Annotated in this window: 10 protein-coding genes; 5 read left to right on the forward strand and 5 right to left on the reverse strand. The window is 42.3% G+C overall.

Going from position 1 to position 19,630, the window contains the following annotated elements:
* Positions 1–357: 357 nt before the first annotated feature.
* The 5 genes from P0077_RS13350 to P0077_RS13370 all read right to left on the reverse strand — a co-directional run bounded on the left by P0077_RS13350 (position 358) and on the right by P0077_RS13370 (position 14,432).
* Positions 358–1,518, reverse strand: coding sequence for a T9SS type B sorting domain-containing protein (locus P0077_RS13350; RefSeq protein WP_276165721.1), 1,161 nt, complete (start codon positions 1,516–1,518; stop codon positions 358–360).
* A gap of 8 nt (positions 1,519–1,526) precedes the next feature.
* Complete coding sequence (locus tag P0077_RS13355) at positions 1,527–2,411, reverse strand: hypothetical protein (RefSeq protein WP_276165722.1); 885 nt, start codon at positions 2,409–2,411, stop codon at positions 1,527–1,529.
* 157 nt (positions 2,412–2,568) lie between these two features.
* Positions 2,569–9,204 (reverse strand): phage tail-like protein, encoded by a 6,636-nt coding sequence (locus P0077_RS13360; protein ID WP_276165723.1) that lies wholly within the window; start codon positions 9,202–9,204, stop codon positions 2,569–2,571.
* Positions 9,205–9,653: 449 nt separating this feature from the next.
* Positions 9,654–10,805 carry a T9SS type B sorting domain-containing protein gene (locus tag P0077_RS13365; protein WP_276165724.1) on the reverse strand — a complete coding sequence of 384 codons (1,152 nt, stop codon included), beginning with the start codon at positions 10,803–10,805 and terminating at the stop codon, positions 9,654–9,656.
* A 33-nt stretch (positions 10,806–10,838) separates the two neighbouring features.
* The gene (locus P0077_RS13370; protein ID WP_276165725.1) at positions 10,839–14,432 is read right to left on the reverse strand and encodes a beta strand repeat-containing protein; all 3,594 of its coding nucleotides are present in this window, start codon (positions 14,430–14,432) and stop codon (positions 10,839–10,841) included.
* A 329-nt stretch (positions 14,433–14,761) separates the two neighbouring features.
* Between P0077_RS13370 and P0077_RS13375 the strand changes: the two genes are divergently transcribed.
* From P0077_RS13375 to P0077_RS13395, 5 genes are all read left to right on the forward strand, one after another.
* Positions 14,762–15,511: a hypothetical protein gene (locus tag P0077_RS13375; protein WP_276165726.1), complete on the forward strand. Its 750-nt coding sequence runs from the start codon at positions 14,762–14,764 to the stop codon at positions 15,509–15,511.
* Entirely contained in the window at positions 15,498–16,277 is a 780-nt protein-coding gene (locus P0077_RS13380) for a carboxypeptidase-like regulatory domain-containing protein (protein WP_276165727.1), read from the forward strand. Before P0077_RS13375 ends, P0077_RS13380 begins: the two co-directional genes overlap by 14 nt.
* A 49-nt stretch (positions 16,278–16,326) precedes the next feature.
* Positions 16,327–16,833, forward strand: coding sequence for a DUF6702 family protein (locus P0077_RS13385; RefSeq protein ID WP_276165728.1), 507 nt, complete (start codon positions 16,327–16,329; stop codon positions 16,831–16,833).
* 60 nt (positions 16,834–16,893) lie between these two features.
* Positions 16,894–19,206 carry a M1 family metallopeptidase gene (locus tag P0077_RS13390; RefSeq protein WP_276165729.1) on the forward strand — a complete coding sequence of 771 codons (2,313 nt, stop codon included), beginning with the start codon at positions 16,894–16,896 and terminating at the stop codon, positions 19,204–19,206.
* A gap of 83 nt (positions 19,207–19,289) precedes the next feature.
* Entirely contained in the window at positions 19,290–19,628 is a 339-nt protein-coding gene (locus P0077_RS13395) for a Sec-independent protein translocase subunit TatA/TatB (RefSeq protein WP_194526257.1), read from the forward strand.
* Positions 19,629–19,630 lie beyond the last annotated feature (2 nt).

Consider the following 19,630-nt stretch of genomic DNA (forward strand, 5'->3'; position numbering starts at 1 on the left):
AAAAAAAGTAACCTCAAGGCCAAAGCTTTGGGGTTACTTTTTTACTGGAATATCAGTTTGAAAGCATACGGAGTTAAAGAGAAAGATAGAATTGCTCAATGACTCTTGTATTGCCATTTCAACTTGATTACTCTTCCATGAAGAAAAGATATCGGCATAGAAAATGAATTGGACGGCCAATTATTGAAAGACGGGCATTCCACTGAAAAGAGAATAAATGATAGTACAGATTTTATTAAATAGGGTACACGAATGCCAGATACAATACAATGCCTTAGTGGTTTGTAGCCAACACCTTCCTTAAAGTGTCCATTCCCGTAGTGAGTTGAGTTGTGAATCTATATAAAAGAAGAAGAGTTATTCTTGGTTTATATATATAAATCCTTGGTGCTTAAGACCAATATCCTTTAAATCTATAGTATAGAAATAAACGCCTGCTGGTAATTTTTTGGCAGTATTATAAACTCCATTAACATTAGCGGTGCCTTCAAAGGTATTGTCATAGTTGGTGGCCTCGTAGACAGAACGCCCCCATCTGTTAAAAATGGTAAGTTTGTTATTAGGTGATATGGAAACGGCTTTCAGAACAAAAAAATCGGCATTACCATCCCCATTTGGGGTTAAGAGGTAGTTGCCCAGATCCACACTTTGCATGCTAAGACTGCCTCCAAAAGTAATTACGGTATAATCGTCCGGAGTAAAAACATCCGAAGTTATTTCACCTTGTTCAAAATCACCATCCAGTCCCGTGTTTCCCAAATCTTCCCAAATATTTCTTTCCGAATGCCAACCTACTACTCTTAGGTTTTCTATGGCATCAAGAAAACTAGACAGGTTACTTTCTGTATCCCACCCTAAGGTTACTTTAGAAGGTGTTTTCGTATCTAAGTCCCAAAATTCCTGATTACTGATAGCTATGAGTATATCCGTTCTGTTTTCGGTGTAAAATGATGTGCGAAAAGTAGAAGGACTGTTAGGGTCCTCATAAAAATAAGCCGACTTGGCATTTTCATTAATTTCGTCCGAAGCTAGTTTTAATGGTCTTAATTTATCAAAATGACCAATAGGAAAGATAAAGTCCTTTTTATTTTTTACCGAAGCGTATCCGTTTACTTTCGTAAAGTTGGCATCGCCATTATAAAAGGAGTTGTTAATGTATTCTATATTGGTATCGACCAAAAATCTTGGGGTAACCAAATCTCCTGAAATAAAGTTGCTATTATTGGTAACACCAATACCAACTTCTAGTACAAGGTCATTATCTACAACAATTTCCAAGTCCTTAAAAACAGGTCTAAAGGCACCACTAATGTAAGCTACATCTTCGTTATAAAATCCAGCTAGTCCTTTGTTCTCGTCAAAAGACCCGTCATTTATCAAATCTTGGTAGAAACCGATTTGGGCATTTTCATGCATTTTTATATTGCCAAAATTATGAAACGAGTCTTGCGCAACCATTTGATGACTGCACAGACTACAAACAAAGCTGCCAAAGAAAATTATATGTTTTTTCATCATAGTTCAGGTTACTTTCTCCAAGCTATTTCAATTAAGGCTTCTGGATACTCTACGGATATTCCGTTGCAATACGCCTGTAGAAATTCACCTTCGTTAAAATCAACATTTAAAGTTGCATCTTGGTTGCCATCGGCAGCGGTAATTACAAGGGCCGTAATAGGAATGAGCCCATCATTTTTTCGAATTTCAACGGTCCATGTATTGGCATTGTTGCTTTGTGCGGAAATTCCGGTTATAGTACCATTTCTAAGCATGCGCCATCCTGTATTATCCGAATCGGCGCCATTAAACTGTCTTAGGTATGCGTTTGTGGTGATTGCACTGTTCATACCCCATCCGATCATGGTTCGGTCAACACTTAGCCATTTCATTCTAGTCCCGTCATAGGCATAAAGGATTCCATCATCACCCATAAAAATCTGTCCGCTTTCGGTTCCTGTTGGAGTAATGGTACTCGGTTGGATTCTTAGCGGTACGGCTGTACTTTCAATATCTAATTGGGCATTTGGTGTAGCGTTGTTTATACCAATGTTGCCCGTAGCGGAAAAACGTATTCTTTCTATATCGTTTGTCTTTAGAATAAAGTCCTGTAAATCCGATGTGCCTATGTAATGAAGTAGGGGATTGGTTAAGGCATTGCCTGTAGAATTCCAAAAATCGACTGAATTGGTATCTATAGAGGGAATTTTTTTAAAGCCCGTGGCCGTATTCAAATACATTTTTTCTTCGTCCGTATTATATAATAGTGAACCAATAACCGGATTTATTGAGGTGTTCATTTCTAAAGTAGTTGCTTGTGTGAGTCCAAATAAATAGTTGCCATCTATTTGTGAAACACTTTTAGTTGCTACCAAGGTTAGAATTATGGAGAAAGTGATATGTATTTGTCTCATGACCAGCTGATTGTATGTTTGGTTAATGGTGGGTTATAGGTGTTTTATCAGTTATAGTGTAAATATTTTAATAAGATTTTACTTTGTAATATAAGAGAAATTACGCAATTTTTAATTATATAGTATCGGCTAAGTTTCTGATACTATGTTAGTTTGGTTACAAGTCTAAAACAGTGAACATGAACTCCGAGTCAAATCGTGCTCGGTCGGTTCCACCATTGTCATTGTCTCCTATAATAACTTCAAATGTCCTAACGGTCTGGTTACTGTATGATATTCCCGGATCATCATTTCCAACACCATTTCTTCCTGGTTGGCTCAATTGAATGATATAATCAGAATCTAAAGTAATTCCAATAGGCAGGGTTACAAGATAATGGCCTAGCCCTGCAAGTTTGGTGACTATTATATTAGGTGTGGATTTAACGACTACACCAAGCGCAGAAACTTTTCCAAAGGCTTTGATAGGACTGGCGTAAAAAACACCAGAGTCCGAACCTGTGGTAATACTGTTCCCCTCATCTGCGCTAATACTGGCATTTCCTGTTGCAGTAGGGGGGTCTATCCATTCCGTACCTGTAGCGGTTGCCGATAAAACTTGTCCAGCGGTTCCAGAAGAATCGTTTTCATCAAGTACAGGACCATTCAATTCCAATGTTTCATTTATGGTTACGGTTGTACTGTTAGATGTTTCATCAATATTCATAGCTTCAATACTTCCTACGGTAAATCCTATTTCATCTGCTGCAGGACTGTACATACCCGTGTTTGTGTCATCCGCAAAACGGTAGGCAGGTTCATTGGCATTTCCATCAGAATTTAGAATTCCTCTTGATCGGATGGCACCGATAACTTGAAATTTGTTATCTGGGGTATTTGTACCAACTCCCAATCGATTATTGGTGGCATCCCAGAATAGTTGGGAATTATCTTCGGTAGGAGCTCCACTCGCATCCGCAAAAAATACAGAGCCTTCTGTACCGGAAATAGAGGGTAGGGTAACGGTATTTCCACCTGTTCCAGATATGCGTAAATCATTTCCTGAAACGGATAAAGTTTGAATTTCGTTTGTTTCGCTCAAATCGTTATCTGCAGAATTGTGAGCAGTTATTGCAGCTGCATTCGCGGCTATAGCTGCATCAGCATCAGCTTCGTTTTGGTCTACATCATCCTGTACGTCGGTGATAGCGGCAGATTCTTCCAGAGCGGAAAGGTCCACGGTCACGGAAGAAGTCCCTTCGTCTATTTTCAATATACTAGAAGTATCGATGGAAGCCCCTGTGATATCGTCGTCCGCAGTGGCGGCTATCTGTCCGTCCACATAGGTCTTTACGGCAAGCTCGGTCGGGAACTTGGTATTCGTTGCATCGGCAAGTGTTACGTCGTCTGATTTGTTTGCGGAATCTTCTTTGAGTGCGATTGCGGCATCGGCATCAGCTTCGTTTTGGTCCACATCAGTTTGAACTGCAGCAATAGCGGTGTCCGCGTCGGACTCGTTCTGGTCAACGTCGTTCTGTACAGCTAATATCGCTGCATCAGCATCGGACTCATTTTGGTCCACGTCGTTTTGCACTGCGGTGATAGCGGCGGATTCTTCCAAAGCGGAAAGGTCCACGGTTACGGAGGAAGTCCCTTCGTCTATCTTCAATATACTGGAAGTATCTATGGAAGCCCCTGTGATATCGTCATCGGCGGTAGCGGCGATTTGTCCGTCCACATAGGTCTTTACGGCAAGTTCGGTCGGGAACTTGGTATTCGTTGCATCGGCAAGTGTTACGTCGTCCGATTTGTTAACGGAGTCTTCTTTGAGTGCGATTGCCGCATCTGCGTCAGCCTCGTTTTGGTCCACGTCATTCTGTACGGCCAATATCGCTGCATCGGCATCTACCTCGTTCTGGTCGACATCGTTTTGAACTGCGGTGATAGCGGCGGATTCTTCCAGAGCGGAAAGGTCGACCGTAACTGAGGAAGTCCCTTCGTCTATCTTCAATATACTTGAAGCATCAATGGAAGCTCCGGTGATATCGTCATCCGCAGTTGCGCTAATTTGCCCGTCCACATAGGTCTTTACGGCAAGCTCCGTTGGGAACTTGGTGTTTGTAATATCGGCAAGTGTTACGTCGTCTGATTTGTTTGCGGAATCTTCCTTTAAGGCGATTGCCGCATCTGCGTCGGTCTCATTTTGGTCAACGTCGTTCTGTACAGCAGTAATAGCGCTGTCCGCGTCGGACTCGTTTTGGTCCACATCGGATTGTACCGCGGCAATTGCATTGTCCGCATCGGACTCGTTCTGGTCAACGTCGTTCTGTACAGCTAATATTGCTACGTCAGCGTCGGACTCGTTTTGGTCTACATCGTTCTGTACGGCGGTGATAGCGGCGGATTCTTCCAAAGCGGAAAGGTCCACGGTAACGGAAGAAGTCCCTTCGTCTATTTTCAATATACTAGAAGTATCGATGGAAGCCCCTGTGATATCGTCGTCCGCAGTGGCGGCTATCTGTCCGTCCACATAGGTTTTTACGGCAAGTTCCGTTGGGAACTTGGTGTTTGTAATATCGGCAAGTGTTACATCGTCCGATTTGTTTGCGGAATCTTCTTTAAGTGCGATTGCGGCATCGGCATCAGCTTCGTTTTGGTCCACGTCAGTTTGAACTGCAGCAATAGCGGTGTCCGCGTCGGACTCGTTTTGGTCGACATCGTTTTGTACGGCAAGTATCGCCGCATCTGCATCAGCTTCATTCTGGTCCACGTCGTTCTGCACGGCTAATATCGCTGCGTCTGCGTCTGCTTCATTTTGGTCCACGTCGTTTTGCACTGCGGTGATATCGGCGGATTCTTCTAAAGCGGAAAGGTCCACTGTCACGGAAGAAGTCCCTTCGTCTATTTTCAGGATACTAGAAGCATCAATGGAAGCCCCGGTGATATCGTCATCAGCGGTAGCGGTAATCTGTCCGTCCACATAGGTCTTAACGGCAAGTTCGGTCGGGAACTTGGTATTCGTTGCATCGGCAAGGGTTACATCGTCGGATTTGTTTGCGGAATCTTCTTTGAGTGCAATCGCCGCATCGGCATCGGCCTCGTTCTGGTCTACGTCAGTTTGAATGGCTGCGATTGCATTGTCTGCATCGGCTTCGTTCTGGTCCACGTCACTCTGTACAGCAGTAATAGCGCTGTCCGCGTCGGACTCGTTTTGGTCAACGTCGTTCTGTACAGCTAGTATCGCAGCATCAGCATCGGTCTCGTTTTGGTCTACATCGTTCTGTACGGCGGTGATAGCGGCGGATTCTTCCAGAGCTGAAAGGTCCACGGTTACTGAGGAAGTCCCTTCGTCTATTTTCAGGATACTTGAAGCATCAATGGAAGCCCCGGTGATATCGTCGTCCGCAGTGGCGGCTATCTGTCCGTCCACATAGGTCTTTACGGCAAGCTCGGTCGGGAACTTGGTATTCGTTGCATCGGCAAGTGTTACGTCGTCTGATTTGTTTGCGGAATTTTCTTTGAGTGCGATTGCCGCATCGGCATCGGACTCGTTCTGGTCAACGTCAGTTTGAACGGCTGCGATTGCGTTATCCGAATCGGACTCGTTTTGGTCAACGTCGTTCTGTACAGCTAGAATTGCCGCATCTGCGTCAGTCTCGTTTTGGTCGACATCGTTTTGGACAGCTAGTATCGCTGCATCAGCATCAGCTTCGTTTTGGTCAACGTCAGTTTGAACTGCAGCGATTGCATTGTCTGCATCCGTTTCGTTTTGGTCTACGTCATTCTGTACAGCTAGAATTGCTGAGTCAGCATCGGCTTCGTTTTGGTCCACGTCGTTTTGCACTGCGGTGATATCCGCGGATTCTTCCAGAGCGGAAAGGTCCACTGTCACGGAAGAAGTCCCTTCGTCTATTTTCAGGATACTGGAAGTATCGATGGAAGCCCCTGTGATATCGTCATCAGCGGTAGCGGCTATCTGTCCGTCCACATAGGTCTTTACGGCAAGTTCCGTTGGGAACTTGGTATTCGTTGCATCCGCAAGGGTAACGTCGTCCGATTTGTTTGCGGAGTCTTCTTTGAGTGCGATTGCCGCATCTGCGTCGGACTCATTTTGGTCTACGTCAGTTTGAACTGCAGCAATTGCGTTGTCCGCGTCGGTCTCGTTTTGGTCTACATCGTTTTGTACGGCAAGTATTGCTGTGTCTGCATCAGCTTCATTTTGGTTTACATCAGTTTGAACTGCAGCAATAGCATTGTCTGCATCGGCTTCGTTCTGGTCCACGTCAGATTGAACTGCAGCAATTGCGGCATCCGCGTCGGACTCGTTTTGGTCCACGTCGTTTTGAACTGCGGTGATAGCGGCGGATTCTTCCAGAGCGGAAAGGTCAACCGTAACTGAGGAAGTCCCTTCGTCTATCTTCAATATACTTGAAGCATCAATGGAAGCCCCGGTGATATCGTCATCTGCAGTGGCTGTTATTTGACCGTCCACATAGGTCTTTACGGCAAGTTCGGTCGGGAACTTGGTATTCGTGGCATCGGCAAGTGTTACATCATCGGATTTGTTTGCGGAATCTTCTTTGAGTGCGATTGCCGCATCCGCATCGGCCTCGTTCTGGTCTACGTCAGTTTGAACGGCTGCGATTGCATTGTCTGCATCGGCTTCGTTCTGGTCCACGTCACTCTGTACAGCAGTAATAGCGCTGTCCGCGTCGGACTCATTTTGGTCTACATCGTTTTGTACGGCTGTGATGGCGGCGGATTCTTCCAAAGCGGAAAGGTCCACCGTCACGGAAGAAGTCCCTTCGTCTATTTTCAGGATACTTGATGCGTTTATGGAAGCCCCGGTGATATCGTCATCAGCAGTGGCTGTAATCTGTCCGTCCACATAGGTCTTTACGGCAAGCTCGGTCGGGAACTTGGTATTCGTTGCATCGGCAAGGGTTACATCGTCGGATTTGTTTGCGGAATCTTCTTTGAGTGCAATCGCCGCATCGGCATCGGCCTCGTTCTGGTCTACGTCAGTTTGAACGGCTGCGATTGCATTGTCCGCATCGGCTTCGTTCTGGTCCACGTCAGTTTGAAGTGCAGTAATAGCGTTGTCCGCGTCAGTCTCGTTTTGGTCCACATCGTTTTGAACTGCGGTGATATCCGCGGATTCTTCCAGAGCGGAAAGGTCCACTGTTACGGAAGAAGTCCCTTCGTCTATTTTCAGGATACTGGAAGTATCTATGGAGGCACCGGTGATATCGTCATCGGCGGTGGCGGCTATCTGTCCGTCCACATAGGTCTTTACGGCAAGTTCCGTCGGGAACTTGGTATTCGTAGCATCTGCAAGGGTTATATCGTCTGATTTGTTTGCGGAGTCTTCTTTGAGTGCGATCGCTGCATCAGCATCTGCTTCGTTTTGGTTTACATCAGTTTGAACTGCAGCAATAGCGTTGTCTGCATCGGCTTCGTTCTGGTCCACGTCAGATTGAACTGCAGCAATTGCGGCATCCGCGTCGGACTCGTTTTGGTCCACGTCGTTTTGCACTGCGGTGATATCGGCGGATTCTTCCAGAGCGGAAAGGTCGACCGTTACGGAAGAAGTCCCTTCGTCTATCTTCAATATACTGGAGGTATCTATGGAGGCCCCGGTGATATCGTCATCGGCGGTAGCGGCGATTTGTCCGTCCACATAGGTCTTTACGGCCAGTTCCGTTGGGAACTTGGTATTTGTGGCATCGGCAAGGGTTACATCATCGGATTTATTTGCAGAATCTTCTTTAAGTGCGATTGCCGCATCTGCATCTGCTTCATTTTGGTCCACGTCGTTTTGAACGGAAAGTATTGCTGCATCAGCGTCAGCTTCGTTCTGGTCAACATCAGATTGAACTGATGTGATTGCGTTGTCGGCATCTGTCTCGTTTTGGTCTACATCATTTTGGACAGCTAGTAGCGCAGCATCTGCATCAGTCTCGTTTTGGTCGACGTCGGATTGTACCGCTGCGATTGCATTGTCCGCATCGGATTCGTTCTGGTCAACGTCATTCTGCACGGCCAATATCGCTGCGTCAGCGTCAGCCTCATTTTGGTCAACCTCAGTTTGAACTGCAGCAACTGCATTGTCCGCATCGGTCTCGTTCTGGTCAACGTCGTTTTGTACGGCTAGAATTGCCGCATCTGCGTCAGTCTCGTTTTGGTCTACATCATTCTGTACGGCCAATATCGCAGCATCGGAATCAGCCTCGTTCTGGTCTACATCATCCTGTACGGCGGTAATATCTGCGGATTCTTCCAAAGCGGAAAGGTCGGCATGGGTGCTATTTCCATTTTCGATCTCAATTAATAGAGAGGAAGTGGTTTCATCTAAAATGGCACTTTCAAGGTTTTGATCGTCGGTACCTATAAAGTTTAACGGTCCGTTACCATTATTAAAGGTAAAACTACCGTCTAGATTATCCGTTAAATTGGCTTTTGAAAACGTAACTGGCGTTCCGGCTTCGTTGGTGTAGGTTACAGTGCCGTCATTATTATCCAACAAAGCGGTGACCGTTTCTCCTGCTGCAACATTAACACATAGACTAGACCATGCATTATTTTTGTACTGAAAAAGACAGTTTTCGTCCGTATTGAAAACCAGAGCACCGTTCAAAGGTGTAATTGTGCTCATTTGGGCATTGGTTACCCGAGTGACGACCAATACGCGCGAGGCACTTTCCAACTCCATAAGGGAGGCGGCATCAATTTGGTTGATATTATCTCCAATCTTGACTTGTGAGTAGGCTAGTTGCGCTAAAAAGAGGAGAACGATTAGGGGAACGTTTTTCATCTTTGCTTTAAGATTTATTTAACATTTCAATTTAAAAAATAAAATGCTGAGCGGTTAAGGTTATATTTTAATTATTCGGTTCTAAATTAATTATGATCAAACCCGTTGGTAGGTTGAAAAAGGAACTTCTCAAATGGAGATAGCGCCTAAATTCTAATGGTAATAGCGGTCTTAATCATTTCATCATAAAAAAGAATGCACTACGGAATCTGGCTTGTATTTGGTTAGACCAATTCATGGGGCCATCTTCTTTTATAGGCAGGGGAATTTCAATTTTAATGTAAACTTAGGTGCTGATCGATGAACTGCACAGAATTTGTTGTGAAGCCAAGGGAAAGTGTAGTGTAGCAAGAAGAATAAGTTGTAGGTATCTTCTGTCGGGATAATAGCACAGGGTAGAACATCGATGAACGGTAAAAAAAGAGACCGTTTTAGGTCTCTTTTTGTAATTAATCGTTCGCCAAATATAAAAATCCTTGAAATTCAAGGTCTAAATCTTCTAGTGTAACAATGTAAAAATATACACCGGACGGAAGTCCGTCCCCTCTTGTTACAACAAAGTTATTTTGTGTTGAAAGTCCGTTGAACTCATTGGTGTAATTCGCTTTTTCGAATACTTTGAGTCCCTCACGGTTATAGATCTGCATGAAGTTATTTGGTGAAAGTGCCAATTCCGGAATTTCCAAGAAATCATTGATGCCGTCTCCGTTAGGAGAAACAAAATAATTTTCCAGCTCCAGATAATCCCTAGGCTCGCCCAATGCCGCAAAAGTGAGTACTTCATATTCATCTGGAACAAAGGAAGCAGAAGCAACCACCCCTTCATTCAGGTTGCCGGCAGGGGCAGGGCCACCAAGACTCTCCCATCGGTTAGAGGATTTGCTATAACCTACAATGACAATTTCATTAACATCATTGGTCAAAAGGCCCATATTACTACGTTCGTTCCACGAGAGTTGAATTGCAGAAGGCACGGATCCTTCTAAATGCCAAAACTCAATATTGCTAATATCCCCAATTTCTACTTCTTTATTATTGGTGTTGAATGCACCCGGAAGTATACTTGGACTATTTGGGTCTTCTATGTAGTAGGCACATCTGGCTACGGTATTTACACCTTCCGTGTTTAATATTAAGGGGCGTAAATACTGAAAATCACCTACCGGGAAAATAAAGTTCTGCTGATTGTTTACGCTTACATACCCATCTACCTTACTAATATTGCTCTGACCGTTAGGAAAGGCATCTGCCAGAAAGTTAAGGGTTATAGAAGATTGTACGCGATCGGTAATGATATCTCCTGTTATAAAGTTGGCGTTGTTCAATACGTTTAATGAGTTCTGTAAAACAGTACCTCCACCCGTTACGAACTCCACATCATACAAGGTTGCGGGCAAGCTTCCGCTAACGGTACGGAGATTGTCCCCGTAAAAACCGACCAAACCCAGATTCTCATCAAAACTACCGTCATTGACCAAATTGGTGTGGAGACCCATTACACCGCCATCGTGAATGCGGAGGTTACCGGTGTTGTACAATGCCTCTTGTGCTTGTACGCCCGTTGCCAAAATAAGAGCCGCTATGTAAAGATGTTTCTTCATGTTCAATGCAGATTGCGCTTTAGTGGCCTGTTTTTATTGGTTAAGAAGGGCTTTAATTTCTTCTATATCATTTTTCATGGACTTTAATTCATTGGCCATGGCTTCTTTTTCCGCTTTTAGTTTTTTGATCTCCTTTTCCTGTTCTATGGTGTGAAGGAAAAGTTCTTCTATTTTTTCTAGGTTTTTTTGAGTTGATTCTGTTAAACTCCAATATCCCTGTTTCTTTATTGTCAATGCAGACTTAACATTTGGAAGATGATGATTCTGTTTAATAAATGCTTCTACCTGATCCAAAGTTTGAAATTCATAGTTTTGGTTCAAACTAGAATTACCTATAAAGTATTTTTGAAAAACGTAATCAGGTGTTGTATCTACAAAATCACCATTAGTTGTAATATCTCCCGTAGCTAAAATAGTGCCACCGGTAGTAATATTTTGAGCACCAAAATTTGGAATAATTTTATTGCCATCAATACTACCAGCTAAGTCTTCATCTAAAATTGTTCCGTTAAGTATTTCCGCAGTAGTAACTGCATCCGGCTTTAATTCAGATGTACCTACTACATCAGCTTGAATTTCTCCTGATCCTATTGCATTAAGACCAATATCACCTTGTGTTATTGAATTAGCCGCAATATTTCCTGATGCTCCACCAGAAATAGCACCGACTGCGATTTTATCAGCAGTTACCCCACCGGCTGCTATTTCAAGAGTGACATCCCCGAGCAAAGCGTCTGTGTCACCACTAACGGTTATCGATGTAGAGGTGATATCCCCGTTTCCGGTAATGGTTGAAGGGTCGATTTGCAGGGCACCGTTTGCATCCTGTGTAATGCCTGTTCCGGTCACATCGGCATTAAGCATTGCGGCAGTAACTCCATCGGTTGCAATTTCAAGAGTGACATCCCCGAGCAAAGCATCTGTGTCGCCACCAACGGTTATTGATGTTGAGGTGATATCCCCGTTTCCAGTAATGGTCGAAGGGTCGATTTGCAGGGCACCTGTTGCATCCTGTGTAATGCCTGTTCCGGCAACATCGGCATTAAGCATTGCGGCAGTAACTCCATCTGTTGCTATTTCAAGTGTGACATCCCCGAGCAAAGCGTCTGTGTCGCCACCAACGGTTATTGATGTTGAGGTGATATCTCCGTTTCCAGTAATGGTCGTAGGGTCGATTTGCAGGGCACCTGTTGCATCTTGTATAATGCCTGTTCCGGCAACATCTGCATTAATCATTGCAGCTGTGACTCCGTCTGTTGCTATTTCAAGTGTGACATCCCCGAGCAAAGCGTCTGTGTCACCACTAACGGTTATCGATGTAGAGGTGATATCTCCATTTCCGGTAATGGTCGCAGGGTCGATTTGCAGTGCACCAGTTGCATCTTGTGTAATGCCTGTTCCGGCCACATCTGCATTTAACTTTGCAGCTGTTATTCCGGCATCTTTAACTTGTAAAGCATCCGATATTATTTCAATCGTAGTATCATCAACACCAATATTATAACCCTTACCATCAGCCTGGACTACCAAAGCGTCATCTGTATCAGTATCAGTAATGGAAAGTTCACCTGCATCTTCCCAAGAAACGGCTCCAGTTCCATTAGAAGTCAATACCTGATTGGCATCTCCACGATCTCCTGCAATTTCAATACCGTTGTAAAGGACGATGTCTTTGTTGCTACGAATGCTAAAGCTTTTGTCCGTAAGAGTTGGATTTGTTGCAGTAGTAATGGTGTTTTGTAAAAAATGAAAATCCCCAACGCCCCATGCACCCGTTCGTTCATAGGATAAAGCTCCTTTGCCGTGTGCATTATCCAAATCAACAGAAAATAGTAAACCTACCGAAGAATTGTTAGTGTTTTGATTTGTTCTATTTTGGATTTCTAAAGGGTAAGAAAGTTTGCCATTAAGTTGTTCCGCTACATGTACTTTCACTCTGGTGCTCATTACACCTCCATCTAAACCGATTCCAAGTGCTCCAAAATTACCTCCATTTTCTTCTCTAGCATTTGGATCCCAAAATAACTCATTTCCGGCATCGGTTGGAGAACCATCTACATCATCTCCAAAAAATATGGCGTTCTCAGCACCAAAATGGCTTGAGCCGTTTGAAACAATCCAAGAAGTTGTAGCGGTATCCCATTTTAATATTTGGCCGTCTGCTGTAGCTCCCATGTCACTCAGATCCGTAAGACCAATAGTGGCGTCTAGTATCATGTCTGTGTCAATGGCATCATCTTCAATAGTGAGAATACCCGCATTATCAATAGTGGCATCACCGCTAATCGTTTGAGCAACCGGAGCGCCCGTAGCATTACCTATTAGGATTTTGCCATTGGCTAAGCTACCCCCAGCAGCTACTACATCATCTACGTATTTTTTTGTGGCTGCATCTTGATCTAAAGTTGGAACACCAAGATTTATGATTTTTGATCCATCGGCATTATTATCTTCAGATAAAACCTCTCCAAGATCCGGAGTGGTTCCTGTTCCTCCACCATCTAAATCGTCTAAATCAATGACTCCATTAAAACCGCCACCAGTACCAGTAAATGTTAGCTTATTGTCAGCTGTTGTAAATACTACATTTGAGATAACACCATCTGCTGTGCCGCCTCCTCCTGCCAAAGAACTTAAGTCTACGGTGGTGTTGTTTCCTGCTTCTGTTATAACCAATTGGTTAGAGGCATTTAAAACAGCACCTGTAATCAATTCGTTGGTTATGCTGCCATCAACTTCATCGTCCGCATTAATAACATATGGGGTAGCGGCCGTACCGTTCCCGGTAATGGTTATATTGTCGCCTTCATCTATATTGGTATCCGATCCATCTGCTGTAGGGATAGTAACAAAACCTGGACGGCCAGATATTGAAAGTTGATCTCCTGTTAGAGTTAAGTCTTGTAGTTCATTAATATTACTTGTGTCACCATCGGCCGCTATGGCAGCTGTATTTACTGCAATATTATCCTCTAAAGTGGTTGCGTCAAAAAAGGCTCCGCTATCGCTTCCTACTAAAATATCATTATCTGCATCGCCACTTACAACGTTGGCACCGGTAATAAAACCGGCATCGTTATTAAAAAAACTTAAAGGAAGACTATCACGGTCAATGGCATACGGGCCAACCGCGTTTTGTGCAATTCTAGCTTTATCCACAGCATTTGGCGCTAATTTTCCCCGGCCAATAGATCCGTTTTGTATATCTACCCCGTTAATACCACCGTTCAAAATTTGGTCACTGGTAATACTATTAGGGGCTATCTCAAAATTGTTGCCGCCTTCGGTTGGCGTAATAACAATAGTACTTTGGGAATTTACAATGGGTGTTGCCGTATGGGCACCACCATCTGCACCTTCGCACATGCTGATCCATGCCGCGCCATCATAATAATACACACAATCTGCAGTAGTATTGTAGACCAAGGCTCCACGGTTGGGAGCTATGGTAGTCATTTGCAAAGAATCTACTCTTGTAATGACCAAAACCTTATCTGAACTTTCTAGTTCTAGAATAGAGGCGGGATCAATGGTCTGGGGGTTATCACCTATTTTTACTTGTGCTTGAGCAAAACTGATGAGGAAAAAACCGATAAAAAATAACGGAATCGAGATGCGCTTTTGCATACTATTGCGATTTAAGGTATTAGGGTCAACAAAAATAAAATTATCTTAGTATTAATCTAATTTAACAAGACAAACTACAGCTTAGTCTAGCTAAAAGGATTACGGGCCTTAGTAATGAGGTAGTTATGTCATTGATTTTAGTTCTATTACGAATTAACAAAAGTTTAGCCACCATGTTTTTTTTAAGACCAAAAGTTGTATTTTCTTTATCCACTTAATTTAACAGAGCTATAGCTCTATATGGTACGAAAGTACTGCTTATAAAGTTGCCTTAAAATTTAGTATAAAAAAACCGTGTCTTTTTTCAAGACTACCTATAAAACAACCAGATGAAGATTATCCCTACTGTACTATGTATACTTTTTACTTTCTTATCCGTAACAGCCCAAGATGATGATCGCTCATTGTTGCGTGGTACGGTGTTGTACCGAAATATAAGTGTGCCTAACGAGAATGTTATAAATATTACTACGGAAAGTGCGGTAATATCTAATGAAAAGGGGCAGTTTGCAATTATGGCCAAAGTAGGTGATGAATTGGCATTTACAGCGGTTAACTACCAATTGGAAGTAGTGAAAATTACAGAAGACATTATAAAAAACGGTCGTTTAGTGGTTGAAGTAAACGAAAAAGTTACGGAATTAGATGAGGTTGTGGTAAGTCCGGAAAACGAAGCAAAGTTTATACAATTGCAGAACGAGGAGTTTAAAAAAGTGGAATATGATATTGATCGTTCTTCGGAAGTAGAAAATATAGCTTTGAGTCAATCCGATAGAGGAATGAAAGACGGACTTAACTTTGTGAATATTTTTAAGGCATTGGCAAAAACGGCAAAATCCGAAGATGCGGACGAGCGACCACGTATGAAAATGAGCCAGGTGCTAAGACAGGTATATGATGATGAATTTTTTGTAGTTGACCTTAACCTTTCTCAGGCTTCAATAGATGATTTTTTACAATATATAGATACCCATGAACCTGAATATGCGTTGCTTTTAAAGAAAAACGAATTTGAGTTGATTGATTTTCTTGTAAACAAAAGCAAAGCGTACCGAGAACAAATGAATGAAGAGAAATAAACTTCTTTATCTATTTTTTTTCCTACCTCTGGCATCATTGTGTGCCCAGAATTTTTTATCGACAGAAATTGAAGGTCGAGTTTATAGTGAAGATGGAGATGTTGCCGCCACCCATGTGTTGAATACCACTACAAAAAAGGCGACGATTACAGATATTGAAGGGTTTTTTAATATTAGCGCAAATCTGAATGACACTTTGGTGTTTTCCGCCGTACAGTACAAGCGTAAGGAAATTGTGGTTACGCAAAGCCTGCTAGAAAGTAAACTTTTGATGGTCCCTTTGGAGGAATCGCTTACGGAGTTAGAAGAGGTGGTGGTTATGCCTTATAGTCTTTCCGGGAATATAGCCAGTGATCTAAGAAATTTAAAAACGGAGCCAGTTGTTACCGCTTCCACAATGGGGCTTCCCAATGCATATGTAAAGCCTATAAGTAAAGCCGAACGCGAATTTCAGGCTGCAACGGCAAACCCGTATATGAGCTTTGATCCTTTGATCAATATGATTACAGGACGAAAAAAAATGTTGAAAGCTCGCGTAAAACGGAATAATACGTATGCTAGAACGGAGCGGGTCCGTGAGTTCTATCCGGATTCTCTTTTTACATCTGAATTAAAAATTCCCTTGGATAAAATAGATGAGTTTATGTATTTCTGTGAGGTAGATGCTACTTTTCAGGAGGTTGTAGATACCCATGACCATTTAAAAATTTGGGCGTTCATGGAGCGGAAAAGTGCGGTCTACAGAAAAAACAACACCTTAGATTGATACCTTTTTGGCATAACATTTGCCTATTTTTGCAGTAGAAAATGAGATTATGAAGTCTTTAAAAAAGTTCTTGGTAGTATTGGTACTTCCTTTATTGGCATTCTCCGCCGCACACAAGTTTTACGTTAGCGTAACGAACGTTAACTATTCGGAAAAGGACATGGCATTGCAGATTACCTCCCGTGTTTTTATAGATGATTTGGATAAATTGTTGTTAGAGCGTTATGATATAAAAGCGAAGTTGAATACAGACAATGAATCCCGTTTGGCAGATGAGTACTTGGAGAAATATCTGAGATCAAAATTTGTGGTGGAAGTAAACGGAAGCACTGCTCCATATACATATATAGGTAGAAAATATGATGCGGATGTGCTTATTTTTTATGTTGAAGTACCAAATATTGAGTTGTCTTCCCTGAAATCTATCCAAATAGAGAACGAAATCCTTACAGACCTTTTTGAGGATCAGCAAAATGTAGTGCACTTAAAATTAGGAAATGATAAAAAGAGCTTCGTTTTGGTAAAATCGCGTACTAAAGGAATGTTAAAATTATAACATTTAGGTAACTATTCCTTAAAATATTATAATTTTCACGGATTAAAACCACACAGATATATGAACAAATTTAAGTACTGTCTTGCTTCGTTACTTTTTGTATTTGCCAATATTTCAATGGCACAACAAGGTATTAATGCGGACAAGGAACCAGGCCACTACAATCAAAGCAAATTCAAACAGTTGTATGAAGAGTTTGCAACTCCCAATAATTATCGCTCGGCTTCAGGAACTCCCGGTCCTGACTATTATCAGCAGCAAGCTGACTATAAAATGGATATTGAGCTTGATGATAAAAATGCAAAAATCTACGGTACGGAAACCATTACCTATACCAACAATTCTCCTGATAATCTAGAATATCTTTGGTTGCAGTTGGATCAGAACGTACGTGCCAAAACATCAAAGTCGCCTTTGCGTAACGGTGGTGGTGTGCCAATGGCAGAACAGGCAGGTGCTTTTGCCCAAAAATATATGACGGAGCCTTTTGACGGTGGTTTCAATATAGCCTATGTAAAAGACGCAAACGGAAAGCCTTTAAAATATACCATCAACCAGACTATGATGCGTATAGATATTCCACAGCCATTAAAAAGTAAAGAACAAATTTCATTCTCTATCAAATGGGATTATAATATTCCAAACCACACTATAAATCGTGCACGTTCCGGATATGAGTATTTTGAAAAGGATGGCAACCGCTCTTATGTTATTGCGCAGTTCTTTCCAAGAATGGCAGTGTATAGTGACGTAGAGGGTTGGCAGAACCATCAGTTTTGGGGAAGCGGTGAGTTTGCCCTTACTTTTGGAGATTATGATGTAAATATTACGGTACCGGCAGATCATATTTTAGATGCTACGGGAACACTTCAGAATAGAAAGGATGTTTTTTCCAAAGAAATGATGAAGCGTTACGAAAAGGCCAAAAAGTCTTATGACAAGCCTGTATTGATTGTAACCCAAGAAGAGGCCGAGGAGGCAGAGAAAGGCTTTTCAGAAAAGAAGAAAACCTGGAAGTTTAGAGCAGAGAACGTAAGAGATTACGGTTTTGCAACTTCAAGAAAGTTTATTTGGGATATGCAGGCGGTAAAAGTGGGTAACAAAGATGTTATGGCAGTGTCGCTTTACCCAAAAGAAGGTAACCCATTGTGGGAAGAGTATTCTACAAAGGCAGTGGCACATACGTTAAGGTCATATTCATCTCACACTTTTGATTATCCTTACCCAAAAGCAATCTCCGTTCATGCTAAGCAACAAGGTATGGAATACCCAATGATTTGCTGGAACTATGGTCGTCCTAATGAGGATGGAACGTATTCCGATCGTGTAAAATACGGAATGATCAGTGTTATTATTCATGAGGTAGGCCATAACTATTTTCCAATGATCGTTAATTCCGATGAGCGTCAGTGGGGCTGGATGGATGAAGGTCTTGATACCTTTATGCAGTATATGGCAGAACAAGAATTTGGTAAAAAATATCCGGAAGCTATAGCGCCAAACGATAAGTATCCATCAAGAAGGGGTGATCCTTCAAAAGTTGTTCCTTACATGGCGGGTGATCAAAGTACACTTGCACCAATAATGTCAAACCCTGAAAATGTCTATCAGTTGGGGCCTAACGCTTACGGAAAGCCTGCTACGGCATTAAATATTCTTCGTGAGACCGTTATGGGCAGGGAGCTTTTTGATCATGCTTTTAAAACGTATTCGCACCGTTGGATGTTCAAACACCCAACACCGGAAGATTTCTTTAGAACCATGGAAGATGCTTCTGCGGTAGATTTAGATTGGTACTGGAGAGGTTGGTTCTACACAACGGATTTTGTGGATATAGGAGTAAAAGACATTAAAAAATACTATGTGACGGATAAGCCTAGCGAAAAAATGCAAGCGTATATGGCGGCTCGTGGTATTACAGAATCAGATTTACCACCAATGGTGTATATGGCCGAGGAAGGTAGTGACGAATTGGATAACAACTTAAAAGGCAAAGCACCATCCGAAAGCTCACAGTCGCTTAAAGAATTTATGATGGATAACTTAACGGCAGACGAAAGAGCAGCGGTTAAAGAGCCAAAGTATTTTTACCAAGTTACGTATGATAAACCAGGCGGTATACCTATGCCAATAATTGTAGAATACACTTATGCGGACGGTACTACAAAGAATGTTACGTACCCACCTGAAATTTGGAGAAAGAGCGATAAAGAAGTGAGTGTAGTGATATCTTCACAGACAGAACTTAAAGGTATTGTTATTGATCCAAAAGCAGAAACAGCAGATATAGATACATCTAATAACTCATGGCCTAAGAAAGAAGAGAAATCTGATTTTGAAAGGATGAAGGAAAATGCTGTTAAAGGCAAATAAAATAGTGTTAATATCACAAAAAGTCCTGTTAGGTTTTCTTTGCCTGACAGGATTTTCTATTTAAACTTCATTATATTTGTGATATGTATTCACTACACTTTTTATTCATTAGCGGAGGCGAAATATTCTTTATCATGTTCATCGTGGTAATGGTATTTGGTGCTGATAAGATCCCGGGCATAGCCAAGGGGTTGGGCAAGGGTATGCGTCAACTAAAAGATGCTACGGAAGATATTAAACAAGAAATCCAGAAAAGTGCGGATAAGCAGGGTGTTGATACCAGCTTTATCACGGACATTAAAAAGGATATTGATGATGTTAAAGACAATCTTACTTCAGGAATAGGTGACGACCTCAAGAAAGGGGTGAGCAGCGTTAAGAAGAGCGTTGATGATGTCACCGGAACTATCAAAAGAAGTTAGAT

Source organism: Zobellia alginiliquefaciens (genome assembly GCF_029323795.1).
Taxonomy (GTDB): Bacteria; Bacteroidota; Bacteroidia; order Flavobacteriales; family Flavobacteriaceae; genus Zobellia; species Zobellia alginiliquefaciens.